This window comes from Streptomyces sp. NPDC104226 (assembly GCF_055584085.1).
Map to the genome: position 1 here is coordinate 105810 of NZ_JBVJMS010000006.1, position 14123 is coordinate 119932.

Annotated in this window: 13 protein-coding genes; 6 read left to right on the forward strand and 7 right to left on the reverse strand. The window is 71.1% G+C overall.

What is annotated here, in order from left to right:
* Positions 1 to 55: 55 nt before the first annotated feature.
* Complete coding sequence (locus ACZ60J_RS19725; RefSeq protein ID WP_469683465.1) at positions 56 to 862, forward strand: Cof-type HAD-IIB family hydrolase; 807 nt, start codon at positions 56 to 58, stop codon at positions 860 to 862.
* Between the two features lie 27 nt (positions 863 to 889).
* Here ACZ60J_RS19725 and ACZ60J_RS19730 read toward each other — a convergent pair whose 3' ends face one another.
* The 3 genes from ACZ60J_RS19730 to ACZ60J_RS19740 form a co-directional block, all read right to left on the reverse strand.
* Complete coding sequence (locus ACZ60J_RS19730; protein WP_469683466.1) at positions 890 to 1651, reverse strand: hypothetical protein; 762 nt, start codon at positions 1649 to 1651, stop codon at positions 890 to 892.
* A 91-nt stretch (positions 1652 to 1742) separates the two neighbouring features.
* Complete coding sequence (locus ACZ60J_RS19735) at positions 1743 to 3749, reverse strand: CocE/NonD family hydrolase (protein ID WP_469683468.1); 2007 nt, start codon at positions 3747 to 3749, stop codon at positions 1743 to 1745.
* A 14-nt stretch (positions 3750 to 3763) separates the two neighbouring features.
* The gene (locus tag ACZ60J_RS19740; RefSeq protein ID WP_469683470.1) at positions 3764 to 5281 is read right to left on the reverse strand and encodes a peptide MFS transporter; all 1518 of its coding nucleotides are present in this window, start codon (positions 5279 to 5281) and stop codon (positions 3764 to 3766) included.
* A 201-nt stretch (positions 5282 to 5482) separates the two neighbouring features.
* On the opposite strand from ACZ60J_RS19740, the gene ACZ60J_RS19745 reads away from it, so the two are divergent.
* The 4 genes from ACZ60J_RS19745 (at position 5483) to ACZ60J_RS19760 (ending at position 8706) form a co-directional block, all read left to right on the forward strand.
* Positions 5483 to 6493, forward strand: a complete 1011-nt coding sequence (locus tag ACZ60J_RS19745; protein ID WP_407837741.1) for a polyprenyl synthetase family protein — start codon at positions 5483 to 5485, stop codon at positions 6491 to 6493.
* A 241-nt stretch (positions 6494 to 6734) separates the two neighbouring features.
* On the forward strand, positions 6735 to 7973 hold the full coding sequence (locus ACZ60J_RS19750) for a LolA family protein (protein WP_469683472.1): 1239 nt from the start codon (positions 6735 to 6737) through the stop codon (positions 7971 to 7973).
* A gap of 110 nt (positions 7974 to 8083) precedes the next feature.
* Positions 8084 to 8287 carry a ribbon-helix-helix domain-containing protein gene (locus tag ACZ60J_RS19755; protein ID WP_239516343.1) on the forward strand — a complete coding sequence of 68 codons (204 nt, stop codon included), beginning with the start codon at positions 8084 to 8086 and terminating at the stop codon, positions 8285 to 8287.
* Positions 8284 to 8706 carry a hypothetical protein gene (locus ACZ60J_RS19760; protein ID WP_469683474.1) on the forward strand — a complete coding sequence of 141 codons (423 nt, stop codon included), beginning with the start codon at positions 8284 to 8286 and terminating at the stop codon, positions 8704 to 8706. Before ACZ60J_RS19755 ends, ACZ60J_RS19760 begins: the two co-directional genes overlap by 4 nt.
* 48 nt (positions 8707 to 8754) lie before the next feature.
* On the opposite strand, the gene ACZ60J_RS19765 is transcribed toward ACZ60J_RS19760, so the two are convergent.
* Together ACZ60J_RS19765 and ACZ60J_RS19770 are read right to left on the reverse strand one after the other, a co-directional pair.
* The gene (locus ACZ60J_RS19765; RefSeq protein WP_469683476.1) at positions 8755 to 10071 is read right to left on the reverse strand and encodes a M28 family metallopeptidase; all 1317 of its coding nucleotides are present in this window, start codon (positions 10069 to 10071) and stop codon (positions 8755 to 8757) included.
* A 167-nt stretch (positions 10072 to 10238) separates the two neighbouring features.
* Positions 10239 to 11237 (reverse strand): helix-turn-helix transcriptional regulator, encoded by a 999-nt coding sequence (locus ACZ60J_RS19770; RefSeq protein ID WP_469683478.1) that lies wholly within the window; start codon positions 11235 to 11237, stop codon positions 10239 to 10241.
* A gap of 138 nt (positions 11238 to 11375) precedes the next feature.
* Between ACZ60J_RS19770 and ACZ60J_RS19775 the strand changes: the two genes are divergently transcribed.
* The gene (locus ACZ60J_RS19775; RefSeq protein ID WP_407837737.1) at positions 11376 to 11771 is read left to right on the forward strand and encodes a RidA family protein; all 396 of its coding nucleotides are present in this window, start codon (positions 11376 to 11378) and stop codon (positions 11769 to 11771) included.
* A 53-nt stretch (positions 11772 to 11824) separates the two neighbouring features.
* Here the strand turns inward: ACZ60J_RS19775 and ACZ60J_RS19780 are convergent, their stop codons facing one another.
* Together ACZ60J_RS19780 and ACZ60J_RS19785 are read right to left on the reverse strand one after the other, a co-directional pair.
* On the reverse strand, positions 11825 to 13198 hold the full coding sequence (locus ACZ60J_RS19780; RefSeq protein WP_469683480.1) for a replication-associated recombination protein A: 1374 nt from the start codon (positions 13196 to 13198) through the stop codon (positions 11825 to 11827).
* 69 nt (positions 13199 to 13267) lie between these two features.
* On the reverse strand, positions 13268 to 14119 hold the full coding sequence (locus ACZ60J_RS19785) for a PhzF family phenazine biosynthesis protein (protein ID WP_469683481.1): 852 nt from the start codon (positions 14117 to 14119) through the stop codon (positions 13268 to 13270).
* Positions 14120 to 14123 lie beyond the last annotated feature (4 nt).

A 14123-nucleotide genomic window follows, 5' to 3' on the forward strand; every position in this document is an offset into this window, starting at 1 on the left:
CGGATTCGGGCAGTATTTGTAGGACTTGTCCGAGGGGGTCCGTATCCTTGAACGCGTGACTTCCGCCCTCCCCTATGCACTCGTGGCCACCGACCTGGACGGGACTCTGCTGCGCGCCGGAGACACCGTTTCGGCCCGTTCCTCCGCCGCTCTCGCCGCCGCCCGCGCGGCCGGCGCCCGGCACATCATCGTGACAGGCCGCCCCGTCCCGCAGGTCCGCCACGTCCTGGACGGCCTCGGCTACACGGGACTCGCGGTGTGCGGGCAGGGAGCGCAGGTCTACGACGCGGCGGCGAGCCGGATGCTGCACTCCGTGTCCCTGGACCGGGAGCTGGCGGAGGTGGCCCTCGGGAAGATCGAGGCGGAGGTCGGCGAGGTCTGGGCCGCGGTCAACCAGGAGGGCGTCGACGCGGAGATGCTGATAGGGCCGGGCTACCGGATGTGGCACCCGCACCTGCCGACGGTGGCGGTGGCCCGGCGGTCCGACCTCTGGGCCTCCCCGATCAACAAGGTGCTCCTCCAGCACCCCCGCCTCTCGGACGACGAACTGACGGAGATCGCCCGGGGCGTGGTCGGGGACCTGGTCAACGTCACCATGGCGGGCGAGCACACGGTGGAGCTCCAGCCCCCGGGGATCGACAAGGCGAGCGGCCTCGCGGTGGCGGCGGCGCTCCTGGACGTCGCCGGCTCCTCGACGATCGCCTTCGGCGACATGCCGAACGACATCCCGATGTTCGCGTGGGCGGCCCACGGGGTCGCCATGGCCGGCGCCCACCGGGAGCTGCTGGCCGTCGCCGACGAGGTCACCCTCTCGAACGAGGCGGACGGCATCGCGGTGGTCCTGGAGCGGCTGTTCGGCTAGCCGTCGGCCGGGGCCGGAGGGGGCGGATCAGCGCACGTCGATGCGCAGGTGGGCGCGGGCGGTCTCGAAGAGTTCGGTGACGGATGCCGGATCCTTCTGCCGCTCCTTGTCCTCGACCAGCAGTTGGTAGACCTGACCACCCTCACCCGCCACGAAGAGTTCGATCCGGTGGGCGCGTGCGGTCTGGCCCTCCCAGCGGAAGTCCAGGTCCAGCCGGACAGCGGTCCTGCCGTCCTGTTCGATGGGCTGGGACTCGAACGAGAGGTCCTGCATCTTGGACTCGGCGGGCTTGCGGTACCAGGCGAGCTGTCCGATGGAGGCCGCTTGGGCGCTGCTGCCGTGGGTGCTGTCGCGTTTGACGCCGATCACGTAGCGGCCGTCGGGGGAGAACCAGTTGACGTGCAGCGCGTCGTCGTCGTTGATCTTCCAGCCGGCGGGGACGGCGAGCGAGGCGGTGAGCGCCTTGGCGTCGACCCGGTGCCAACCGGCCGGCGGCGGTGCGAGCGGCTTCGTGGGCGTCGGGGAGGCGGCAGCGGACCGCGTGGGCGTGGCCGTCGTGGTGGGGGTGGCAGAAGGCGTTTCGGGAGGCGGCTGGGACGTGGTGGTGCCCGGGGCCGCCCCCGGTGTACGCGCGCCGTTGCCCGAGCCGGTCAGACCGAACAGCCCGAACAGCAGGGCCGCCAGGGCGGTGCCGGCCGACACCACGGCCGCGACCTCGGACATGCGCCTGGTGCGCGTCGTCCGGGTGGCCGTCGGCACGTCGTTCCCGGCGGGCAGGCTGCCGCTCATCGCTCCCCCTACGTGACGACCGCTTCCCTCCCCCATTGAAACCGAACAGGTCCTGCCCCGGGGCGGGTTCCGGTCAGCCCGTGTGCCGCCCTCAGACCGCCGCGCGGGGCAGGCGGCGTTCCCAGGTGTGGTGGAAGAGGACCTCGTCGGCCTCGCGGCAGACCACCTCGTTCGAGGTGAGGAAGCCGCCCTCGTCGCAGGTGATCTCCGAGCGGGTCACCACCGACACGTCCCAGCCCAGCTCCGGCCGGTGCAGGCGGACCGTCCAGGTGGAGTGGGTCCGGGCGGACAGGGGGTCCGCCTCCTGGATCTCGTAGATTTCGAGGGCGTCCTCGCTGAATTCGAGGCCGTCGGGGTAGACCCGGGTACCGCCGTAGCGCGGGTCCACCTCCAGGCGCCACGTCCCGCGCGCGACGTCCCGTACGACGAGCCGTTCCGGGCGGGGGGCGTCCAGGGTCGCCGGGTAGGAGACGCCCAGCGCCTCCGACTGCTCGGGAGCTTCGAAGAGGATCGGCTCCCCGTCGGAGGAAGGGTCGCGGATCGGGAGTTCCACCGCGCTGCCCGCCGGGTCCAGGGTCCAGCCGTGCTCCGAGCCGGCGCGCGGCCAGATCCACGGCCAGTAGGCGGAGGACAGGGCGACGCGGATGCGGTGGCCGGGCGGGAAGGAGTGGCCGATGCCGTTCAGCTCGAAGACCACGTCCTCGTACCGGCCCGGCGGCCAGGGGACCGCCTTGTCCCGGCCCTGCCGGGCGGACAGGTTGAGCACGCCCCGCGTGACCAGCGTCGAGGAGCCGTCCGGGGCCACGTCGCAGAGCCGGGCCACGACCTGCCCGTAGGGGACGTCCATGCGCAGCCGCAGCCGGACCACCGGGCGGCCCAGGATCTCCACCGGGCCGGAGCCGTCACCCACCGGGAACTCGAAGCAGGCCGACTTCGCGTCCTCCTCGCGCTGGTCCGGAGGCAGGTCGGCGTCGTTGCCGAAGGGGAAGAAGCGGCCCGCGTCCAGGCCCGTGTGCTGCGGGGAGGCCACGATCACCGGCGCGCCCTGGAAGGCGTACGTGACCGGGTCGACGTTCGGCGAGGGCCAGGACGGGTCGCCGACCCAGCGGCCGGGCAGGGTTTCGTACGTCGTCGCGGGCGGGTGCGACTCGGAGATCCAGGAGCGCAGTGCCGGCTCGGCCATCACGCCGGTGTCCTTGCCCTTGAGCCAGTGGTCCCACCAGCGCAGGGTCTCCTGGAGGAAGCCGATGGCGGGCCCCGGCGGCAGCCCCCGGTCGGGGTACTGGTGCGACCAGGGGCCGATCAGGCCCCGGACCCGGTCGGCGGGGAGCGCGGCGACCAGCCGCAGCACGGTGTCGCGGTACGGGTCGTGCCAGCCGCCGACGGCGAGGACGGCCGCGCCGATCGCGCCGTAGTCCTCGCAGACGGAGCCGTGGCGCCAGTACGCGTCGCGGGTCTGGTGGGAGAGCCAGGTGTGCACGAGGGGTTCCACCGCGCCGAGGCGGGAGAGCCACTGGTCGCGCCAGCCCTCGCCCGCGTAGAGCGGGTCCGGCGGGCGGGAGGCGAAGGCGAGCATGGTCGCCGACCAGGCGTGCATGTCCACGGCGAGAAGGGAGCCGCCCATGTAGTGCACGTCGTTGTCGAAGCGGTCGTCGGTGGAGCAGACGGTGACGACGGCCTTGAGCGGCTCCGGTGCGAGGGCGGCGATCTGGAGGCTGTTGAAGCCGCCCCAGGAGATGCCGAACATGCCGACCGACCCCGTGCACCAGGGCTGGGCCGCCAGCCATTCGACGACCGCGACCCCGTCGGCGAGTTCCTGCGCGTCGTACTCGTCGCCCGGGTCGCCGCCGCTGTTGCCGTGGCCGCGGACGTCGACCCGTACGGAGGCGTAGCCGTGGCCCGCGTACCAGGGGTGGCGCTGCCAGTCGCGCGGGGCGGTCCAGTCGGTGAGGCGGTACGGGAGGTACTCCAGCAGGGCCGGGACGGGCTCGTCGGTGACCGGCCGCCAGATGCGGGCGTACAGCTCGGTGCCGTCCCGCATCGGGATCCGGACGTCCTCGTGGGTGGTCCCGTAGGGGAACTCGGTACGGATGATCATCGGAGCTCCGGCGGTCAGTGGACGGGGTGCATCGTGCGCTTGAGCCACGGCGCCAGCGCCATCACGGCCAGTCCCACCGCGACGGCGATGGCGCCGTTGACGCCGAAGTAGGCGGGGTTGGAGACCTGGCCGTAGAGCTTGACCACTTGCGCCTGGATGCCGTTGGCCAGGGCGAGGGAGAGGAACCACAGGGCCATCGTCTGGCTGGCGAACGCCTTCGGGGCGAGCTTCGTGGTGGCCGACATGCCGGAGGTCTCCAGCAGGACGTCACCGAGTCCGAGCAGCAGGTAGGAGCCGACGATCCACCAGGCGGCCATCTTGTACGTGTCGCCCGAGTGCCCGGAGGTGGGGATGACCATCAGGAGGAAGGACAGGCCGCCCAGGACCACGCCGATGGCGATCTTGTTGGAGGCGTGCGGCTGCCGGCGGCCCATCCGGACCCACAGCGCGGCCACGACCGGGGCCAGGAGCACCTCGAACGCGCCGAGCGCGGAGGCGTACCAGCCGGCCGGGAAGTCGAAGCCGAGGATCTCGGTCCGGGCGTTCGTCGAGGCGAGCAGCATCATCGTCGAGTACGCCTGGAAGAGGATGAAGTTGAACGCCACCGAGGCCAGGAAGAGGACCACGTACGGGCGCAGGCGCCCCCGCTCGGCGGGCGTCACCCGGTCGCTGCGGAACATGACGGCGAAGTAGACGATCGGCGCGATCACCGAGATCAGGGTGAGCAGGTCGACGAACCGGTCCATCGTCAGCCAGCCCAGTACCGCCAGAAGAGTGGCGACGGCGGCGAAGAGCACGATGCCGCCAATGATCTTCGTCACGGCCGAGCGCATCGCGTCGGGCGCGAGCGCGAACTCGGCGGAGTGCTTGCGCCCGGCCAGGTGGCGGCGGCCCAGGACGTACTGGATCAGGCCCGCGGTCATGCCGATCGCGGCGGCGGAGAACCCCCAGTGCCAGCCCTGGTGCTCGCCGAGCCAGGAGGTGATCAGGGGGCCGGCGAAGGCGCCGATGTTGATGCCCATGTAGTACAGGGCGAAGCCGGCGTCGCGCCGGTCGTCGTCCGTCCTGTACAGCTTGCCGACCATGCTGGCCACGTTCGGCTTCAGCAGGCCGGTGCCGGCGCTGATCAGGCCGAGGCCCACCCAGGTCATGGCGGCGGTCGGCACGGCCATGGCGTAGTGGCCGCAGGCGATCAGGATGCCGCCCCAGAGCACGGCGCGGTACGAACCGAGGATCCGGTCGGCGAGCCACCCGCCGGCGACGGAGACGAGGTAGACCATGGTCCCGTAGGCCGCCGAGACGGAGGCCGCGGTGCCCGGGTTCATCCCCAGGCCGCCGTTCGCCACCGTGTCCGCGAAATAGAGGACGAGGATGGCCTGCATGCCCAGGAACGAGAAGCGCTCCCAGACTTCCAGCCCGGAGAGCGTGGCCAGGCCCCTGGGGTGCCCGAGGAAGGCGTGGTCGTCGCCGGGCGGCGGCTGGTCGGCCTCCGGGTCCGAAGGCTCGTCTATATCGGTAGCAGTTCTGGACAAAACGCATTCTCCGGTTGTTTCGGCTGCTCTAGAACATACCGGGGCGCATGGGGCGTCGCCCGGCCTGTAGGGTGCCCGTGGCCGGACGGGCGCCCTGGGTGATCGAAAACAGACCGGATACGCTGGCTTGAGTGATGGCAGCGACACATCGACAATCCGTGTGATCGTCAAGGTGATCGTCAGCAGACAGGAGTACCCCTCGTGACCGTCGTCGGGCCGTTCGGACTGAGCGTGCGGGACCAGGCTCTTGAGACCGATGTCCAGGCCGGACTGGCCGCCGTCGAGGCGGGTCTGCTGGAAGCCACCAAGAGCGAAGTCCCCTTCATCACCGAGGCCGCACAGCACCTGGTGCGCGCCGGCGGCAAGCGCTTCCGGCCGCTGCTGGTGATGCTCGCCTCCCGGTTCGGCGATCCCTACGCGCCCGGGATCGTCCCCTCCGCCGTGGTCGTGGAGCTGACCCACCTGGCGACGCTCTACCACGACGACGTCATGGACGAGGCGGACGTGCGCCGCGGCGTGGAGAGCTCCAACGCCCGCTGGGGCAACTCCGTGGCCGTCCTGACGGGTGACTTCCTGTTCGCCCGCGCCTCGCACATCCTGGCGGACCTCGGCCCCGAGGCCGTACGGGTCCAGGCCGAGGCGTTCGAGCGGCTGGTGACGGGCCAGATCCTGGAAACGGCGGGCCCGCGCGACGGCCGCGACCCGGTCGAGCACTACCTCGACGTCATCGCCGGCAAGACCGGCTCGCTGATCGCGGTCTCCGGCCGCTTCGGCGCGATGATGTCCGGCGCCGACGAGTCGGTCGTCGACATCCTGACCCAGTACGGCGAGCGGCTCGGCACCGCCTTCCAGCTCGCCGACGACGTCCTCGACATCGCCTCCGACTCGCACGAGTCCGGCAAGACCCCCGGCACCGACCTGCGCGAGGGCATCCCGACGCTCCCGGTCCTGCGGCTGCGGGAGATGGCGGCCCAGGGCGGCGACCCCGCGGACGTGGAGCTCGTACGGCTCCTGGACGGCGATCTGACGGACGACGCGCTGCACGCCGAGGTGCTCGCCCGGCTGCGGGTCCACCCGGCGCTGGAGCAGGCCCGCAAGGACACCGTGCGGTACGCGGAGGAGGCGCGGGCCACGCTGGCCCCGCTGCCCGACTGCTTCGCGAAGTCGGCGCTGGTGGAGCTCTGCGACGCCGTGGTCCACCGCGCGGGCTGACCGGGCACGGAACAGCGGCGAGGGCCCGGCAACCCCTACGGGTGGGGGAGGCCGGGCCCTCGTCATGTCATCCCTGGGGCGTACGCACAGTTGGCTCCGGGGGCTGACGCCCCGACCCCCTCTTCTTTGGTCAGATGGAGACACATCCCCACCAGATCGGGTGAGAGTGGCGGCGCGGGGTGGACGTGTACACGTTGGACGGTAGGTCGCCGCCGTACACACAGAGGTAGGGCAGACAGACATGGCAACGAACGCAAAGACCCGCAAGGCCGCTCGGTACGCCGTACCGGTCGCGGTGTTCGGTGTGGTCGCCGGCACGATCGCGATGGTCCCGGCCTTCGCGAACGCCGGCGGACCGGACCTGCCGAAGGTCACGGCCCAGCAGCTCATCGAGAAGATCGCGGCCTCGGACGTGCAGCAGCTGTCCGGCAGCGCCAAGATCAGCACGGACCTGGGCCTGCCGAGCCTCCCGGCCGGCCTGCTGGGCGGCGGTGGCGGCGTGACCGGCGGCTCCGCGGACCCGCAGGAGAAGCTCAGCCAGCTGGTGAGCGGCGGCACCCAGACCTTCCGCGTGGCCGCCGACGGCCCGGACCGCCAGAAGCTCACCTTCGTGGACGGCAAGGACGAGTACAGCCTCCTCCACAACGGCGACGACGTCTGGGGATACGACTCCAAGTCGAAGGAGGTCTTCCACGAGAAGGATGCCTCCAACAAGATCGAGAAGGGCGAAAAGGCTGACAAGGGCGCCGACCGCAAGGCCGACGGCCTCCCGGCCTCCCCGCAGGAGATCGCCCAGGAGGTCCTGAAGGCCGCCGGAACGACCACCGACGTCAGCGTCGGCGACACGGCCCAGGTGGCCGGGCGCGACGCCTACCAGCTGGTCCTGAAGCCGAAGGGGACCGGCTCGACGGTCGCCTCGGTGAAGATCGCGGTGGACGCGAAGAACGGCGTGCCGCTGCGCGTGCAGGTGCTCTCCACCGACGGCGGCAAGCCGATCGTGGACGCCGGCTTCACCAAGGTCGACTTCTCCAAGCCCGCCGCCGACACCTTCGCCTTCACCCCGCCCAAGGACGCCAAGGTGACCGAGGGCGGCGCGGCCGGCGAGCACGGCAAGGGCGACAAGGACGCCGGCCTGGACGCGCTGCAGTCCATCCCGGGTCTCGGCGGCCTGATCGGCGGCGCCGAGGCCGGCAAGGGCGAGCCGAAGGTCCTCGGCGAGGGCTGGACCTCGATCGCCCGGATCGAGACCGGCGCGACCAACACCCTCAAGGGCATGGACGACGCGGCCAAGGACAAGAACGCGCCCAAGGGGGCCGCGCAGTTCCTCGACTCGCTCGGGGAGAAGGTCTCCGGGAAGTTCGGCGAGGGCCGCGTCCTGAAGACCCGCGTGGTCAACGCCCTGATCACGGACGACGGCAAGGTCTACGTCGGCGCGGTCACCAAGGCCGAGCTGGTGAAGGCGGCCGACGCCAACAAGTAGTCCGGCACGGAGCCGGAACGGAAGTCCGAGGGTGGGCGGGGGCTGTGTCCCTGCCCACCCTTGGGCCGTTCCGGTCCTCTGTACAGCAACCCCGCTGTACCGTGAAAACCATGTCGAGACACGTCACCATCCGCCTGGAAGAAGAGTTCCACGAACGCCTGAAGGCGCGGGCGGCGGCCCTGGGCACGACGGTCACCGCGCTGATCACCGAAGTCACGGAACGCGAGCTCGACGAGGACCGGAAGAACTTCCTGTCCGGGATCGAGGAGTTCGCCGACCACTGGGGCTACTTCCAGGAGCGGTTCGGGCATTGAAGATCACCATGGAGTGGGCCTGGACCGCTCTGGCCCACCATCTCCCGTCCGATCCCGCCGTGTGGGATCCCTCCGGAGTGGCCGCCGCAGTGGCCCGGCACCAGAACGACCTCGTCCTGGTCCCCGAACAGCCCGCCCCGGACACCGCGTGGCGGGCCGCGGCGTTTCTGCACACGCTCGCGGTGTGCCCGGCGCTGGAATCCCCGATGAACGAGTTCTACGCCGCCGCCGCGACCCGCTCGTACCTGCGCGTCGCCGGGGCCAAGCAGCTGCCGTCGCCGGAGGAACTCGGCGATCTGGTGGAGGCCGCGAAGCTGGGACACGCCGATGTCGCGGCGGTCGCGGAGGAGCTGCGCGCCCGGATCCAGGAGAGCTCCGGCATGATCCGCGCGGATCACACCGGAGCTCCGAAGGACTAGATCGGCTGCCGGGCCGGGCTGCGCCGGGCCGGGCCGGCCGGGGCCCTGCTAGAAGGTGATCTTCCAGCTGTTGATGTAGCCGACGTCCTGGGCGGCCGCGTCCTTGACCCGGAGCTTCCACACGCCGTTGGCGACCTCCGAGGAGGCGTTGACCGTGACGGACTTGACGATGTTGTCCGCGCTGCCGCCGGTGCGGTTGTGCAGGTTGTACACGGTGCCGTCGGGGGCGAGCAGGTCGACCACGAGGTCACCGATGTAGGTGTGGACGATGTTCACGTCGACCTTGGTGGTGGCCGGCGCGTTCCCCGGGACGCCCGAGACCGTGATCGGCGAGGTCACCGCGGCGGCGGGGGAGTCCGGGATCGTGACGTCCGCGGTGTTCTCGAAGGACGGGCCCGGGGGGACCGGCGTGGCGAAGCCGAGGTTCCAGATCGCGTAGGCGATGGCATCGGAGTTGCGGTCCAGGGCGGTGTCGTTGATGTTCGCCGTGGTGTCGCAGGAGGAGTGGTAGCAGCGGTCGAAGGCCTGACCGGAGGTGCCGCCCCACTTCTGCGCCTGGGCCGCCGTCTTGGTGTAGTCGGCGCCGGAGAACAGGCCGCCGACCGGGATGCCCGCGCTCTTGAACGGCGCGTGGTCGGAGCGCCCGTCGCCCTCGGTCTCGATCTCGGTGGGGACGCCGAGGCCCGCGTAGTAGTTCTTGAAGGTCTGCTCGATCGTGGGGTCGTCGTCGTAGACGAAGTAGCCCGGGTTCGGCGAGCCGATCATGTCGAAGTTCAGGTAGCCGGAGATCTTCGACTTCTCGGCCGCCGGCAGGTTGTTCACGTAGTACTTCGAGCCGATCAGGCCCAGCTCCTCCGCGCCCCACCAGCCGAAGCGCAGGTGCTTCGTGGGCGTCAGGCCGGACCGGGAGACGGCGAGCGCGGCCTCCAGGACGGCGGCGCTGCCGGAGCCGTTGTCGTTGATGCCCGGGCCCGAGGTCACCGAGTCGAGGTGCGAGCCGGACATCAGGACCGAGTTGGGGTCACCGCCCGGCCAGTCGGCGATCAGGTTGTAGCCGGTGGCGCCGCTGGAGGTGAAGGTCTGCAGGCTGGTCGTGAAACCGGCCGCGTCCAGCTTGGCCTTCACGTAGTCGATCGAGGCCTTGTAGCCGGCCCTGCCGTGGGCGCGGTTGCCGCCGTTGGCGGTGGCTATGGACTGCAGCTGCGTCAGGTGTGCCTTGACGTTGGCCAGCGGGATGTCGGGCGGCGTGGGCGCGGCGGCGACCGAGGTCGGCGAGGCGAGCGCGGCGGGGGCGGTGGCGGCGAACAGACCGGCGACCGCGAGGGCGGTCACGGCGGCCAGACGCCGGGAGACGGACAGGCTCATGTGGGGGCTCCGGGATTCCGTACTGGGGATGTGTGCGGAACGTGCGGGTGGCGCGGGTGAGCGTGCCTGGGCGCCGTCGCTCCTGCGTGGGTACGGCAGTGCGTCGTGCGTCAGTGCGAGCCTGATGGTGGGCGAGAGGGTGACTGTCCGTCAAGAACGTAATCCGGTCAATCCTGTTCGGAAACCGGACGGGCGGGCCCGCCCCCGTACCGGATGGCGATCGTGGCGGCGCGGTGGTGCAGGGAGGCGCGCAGTCCCTGCGGGGCCAGGACCTCCGCGTACGTGGAGTGCTGCCACAGGGCCCATTCGGCGTGCCGCGCGTCCTGGAACACCACGCTCATCCGCAGCCAGCCGTCCGCATGGGCCTCTTCGTCGCGGACGGCCAGCGCGGTGTCCACCAGCTGGTCCCGCCGCGCCGGGTCCACCCGGACCAGCACGGTGACCTGGTCGCCCCCGGTCCGCAACTGCGCGTTGTGCTCCTGCCAGGTCCGGTCCAGGTCGACGGTGTCCGGCCGCTGCGCGGGCGCGTCGAGCGCCTCGGCGGCCAGTACGAGGGACAGCCGGTACGTGCGGTCCGCGCCGTACCGCGTGGCCAGCAGATAGCCCTGCCCGCGCACGGTGACCAGGCCGATCGGATCCACCGTGCGCCACTTCGGGACCTGGCCCGCGGCCGCGTAACTGAGCTTCAGCTTGCGTCCTGAGAAGACGGCGTGGCGGATCTCCGCCACGATGCCGTCGGGCACCTCGTCCGCGGCCGCCCGGCGCGAGAGGAGGTCGGTCTCCGGTTCGATGAGCAGCCTCTGCGCCGCGCCGGCCGCGGATTCCCGAAGGCCCTCGGGCAGGGCGTCGACCAGTTTGAGCATGGCCGAGGCGAGCGCCGAACCGAGGCCGAACAGCTCTGATCCGCGGCGCGATCCGGCGACCACCAGGGCGAGCGCCTCGTCGTGGTTCAGTCCGGTGAGCGCTGTCTGGAAATCGGGCAGCAGCACGAAACCGCCGTGCCGGCCGCGTTCGGCGTAGACCGGCAGGCCGGCCGCGGACAGCGCCTCCACATCGCGCAGCACCGTACGGGTGGACACGCGCAGTTCGCGGGCCAGGGCGTCGGCGGTCATCCGTCCGCGCTGGCGCAGAAGGAGTACCAACGAGACTAATCGGTCAGCGCGCACATAGAAATTTTAACCAAAATACGTGACCGAGGATGTCAGGTTTAGTTGCAAGGCTCGATGACACGACGTCAGAGCTGGGCTCCTGCCGGGCCGATGGGCGTCCGTACCTTCACGTGATCCGAATGGAGCTTGTGCGACATGGAACGAACTGCGGTCAACCCGGTGTCGTGGTCGGTCGAGATGGGGTTCAACCAGGGCGAGGTCGTCTCCGGGCACTCGCGCACCCTGTACATCTCGGGCCAGACGGCGATGAGCAGCGAAGGCAAGCCCGAGCACGACGGTGACCTGGCGGCCCAACTGGCCCTGAGCATCGACAACATCGAGGCGGTGCTCGCCGAGGCCGGCATGACCCTCGCGAACCTCGTCCGCCTCAACGTCTACACGACCGACGTCGACCTGCTCTTCCAGCACTACGGCGTGCTGGCGGGACGTCTGGGCGCCGCCCAGGTCGCGCCGACCACCACGATGCTCGGGGTCTCGCGTCTGGCGATCCCCGGCCAGCTGGTCGAGCTCGAAGGCACTGCCGTCGCGTAACGCGACCGTGTCCGTCCGCTGCCCGCGCCCGTAGAACCGGCACGGGCAGTGGGCTATCCCCGGTCTCCGCGGTCCCCTCGGTCTCCCCGGTCGCCCCGGATCACGCGGCGGAGCTTGGCGAGGCGCTCGTGCAGGACGTGCTCCCCGCCGTGCCGAGTGGGGCGGTAGTAGTCCTTCCCCACGAGCCCGTCCGGCGGGTACTGCTGCTCCTGGACCCCGTCCGGGGCCTTGTGCGGGTACCGGTAGCCGATCGCGTTGCCCAGCTCCCGGGCACCCTTGTAGCGGCCGTACCGCAGGTGGGCGGGGACCTCTCCGACGGCGCCCGCCCGGACGTCGGACATGGCCTCGTCGATCGCGGTGATCAGGGCGTTCGACTTCGGCGCCGTGGCCAGGTGCACGGTGGCCTGCGCGAGGGCGAGACGGGCCTCGGGCATGCCGATCAGCTGGACCGTCTGCGCCGCCGCGACGGCCGCCTGCAGGGCCGTGGGATCCGCCAGCCCGACGTCCTCGCTGGCGTGCACCAGCAGCCGTCGCGCGATGAACCGCGGATCCTCCCCGGCCACGAGCATCCGGGCCAGGTAGTGCAGCGCGGCGTCGGGGTCCGAGCCGCGGATCGACTTGATGAACGCGCTGATGACGTCGTAGTGCTGGTCGCCCTGGCGGTCGTAGCGCACGGTGGTCTCGGTGACGGCCCGTTCCACGGCCGGTACGTCGATCACCGTGCCGCCGGTGTCGGTCACCCCGTCTGCGCTCGCCTCCAGTGCGGTCAGTGCGCTGCGGGCGTCGCCGGCCGCGAGCCGCACCAGGGCGTCCTCGGCCTCGGGGGACAGCGAGACCGAACCGCCGAGCCCGCGCTCGTCCTTCACCGCACGCCGCAGCAGGGCGCGGAGGTCCTCCTCGTCCAGGGACTGGAGCTGGAGCACCAGCATCCGCGAGAGCAGCGGCGTCACCACCGAGAACGACGGGTTCTCCGTGGTGGCGGCGACCAGCAGGACGAGCCGGTCCTCGACGGCGCTCAGCAGGGCGTCCTGCTGGTTCTTGGAGAAGCGGTGCACCTCGTCGATGAACAGCACGGTCCGCCGGTTCTGACGGTCCCGGCGCAGCCGCGCCGCGTCCATCACCTCGCGCAGTTCCCTGACCCCGCTGGACAGCGCGGACAGGGCGACGAAGTGGCGGGTGTCGACGGCGGCGAGCAGCCGGGCGATCGTGGTCTTCCCGGTGCCGGGGGGCCCGTAGAGCAGTACGGACGAGGCCTCGCCGCCCTCCGCCAGCCGGCGCAGCGGTGCGCCGGGACCCAGCAGGTGCGCCTGGCCGACGACCTCGGCGAGCGTCCGGGGACGCATCCGCGCGGCCAGCGGCGCGGTGGCCCGTGCGGCCTCCGTCTCCGGGGGCGGCGGGGCGGCTTCGGACAGCGGTAACTCGAACAACCCGTCACCATCGGACACTGCGGCGGCCCTTCCTCGGTTCCTCGGTTCCTCGGTTCCTCACAGGGCTGGTTACGCGTACAGCGTTCCCCGTGCGATGACCACGGCGGATCCCGCCACATGGACCGAATCGATCCGCTCCGGCGTCCCCATGGCCCGGGCGTGCATCGTCGATGGGCGGCCCATCTCGACCCCCTGGCGGATGCTGATCCACTCCCCGAACGGGATCAGGCCGTGCCGCGCCAAGTGTACGGCGAGGGACCCGGCGGCCGAGCCCGTGGCCGCGTCCTCGACCACGCCGTAGGCGGGCGAGAACATCCGCAGTCTCCACTCGGTGCCCGAGCCGGCGAAGCAGTTGGCGGCCATGTCGGGGAGCCGGGCGAGACTCCTGTGGTCCGGCTCCAGGGCGGAGAGCGCGGCCACGCCGTCCAGGCCGACGAACACGTGCCGCGGCCCGTTGTGGTAGACCTCGACCGGCAGGGTGCTGCCGGCGGCCGACAGGTCGAGGGCGGCGAGCAGTTCGTCCGCGCGGTCGTAGGCCTCCCAGGTGGGGACGGGCTGCCACATGCCGGCCGCGTCGGCCCGGCCGTCGTCGTCACGCTCCAGTTCGAACGCGACGGTGCCCATGGCGGTCTCCATCAGGAGCTCCTTCGAGGCGTGCGACTCGCCGAGCACGATGGCCGTGCCCAGGGTCGGGTGCCCGGCGAACGGCAGCTCGTTGACGGGCGTGAAGATGCGGACCTTCACATCGCCGTCGGCCTCCGCTGGGAGGACGAAGACCGTCTCCGACAGGTGCATCTCCTGCGCGATCTGCTGCATCCGCTCGGCCGACAGCCCGGCGGAGTCCAGGAAGACCGCGGTCGGATTTCCTTCCAGTGGGACCTTGGTGAAGACGTCGGCCACCACGTACTCGTACGTATCCATGCGT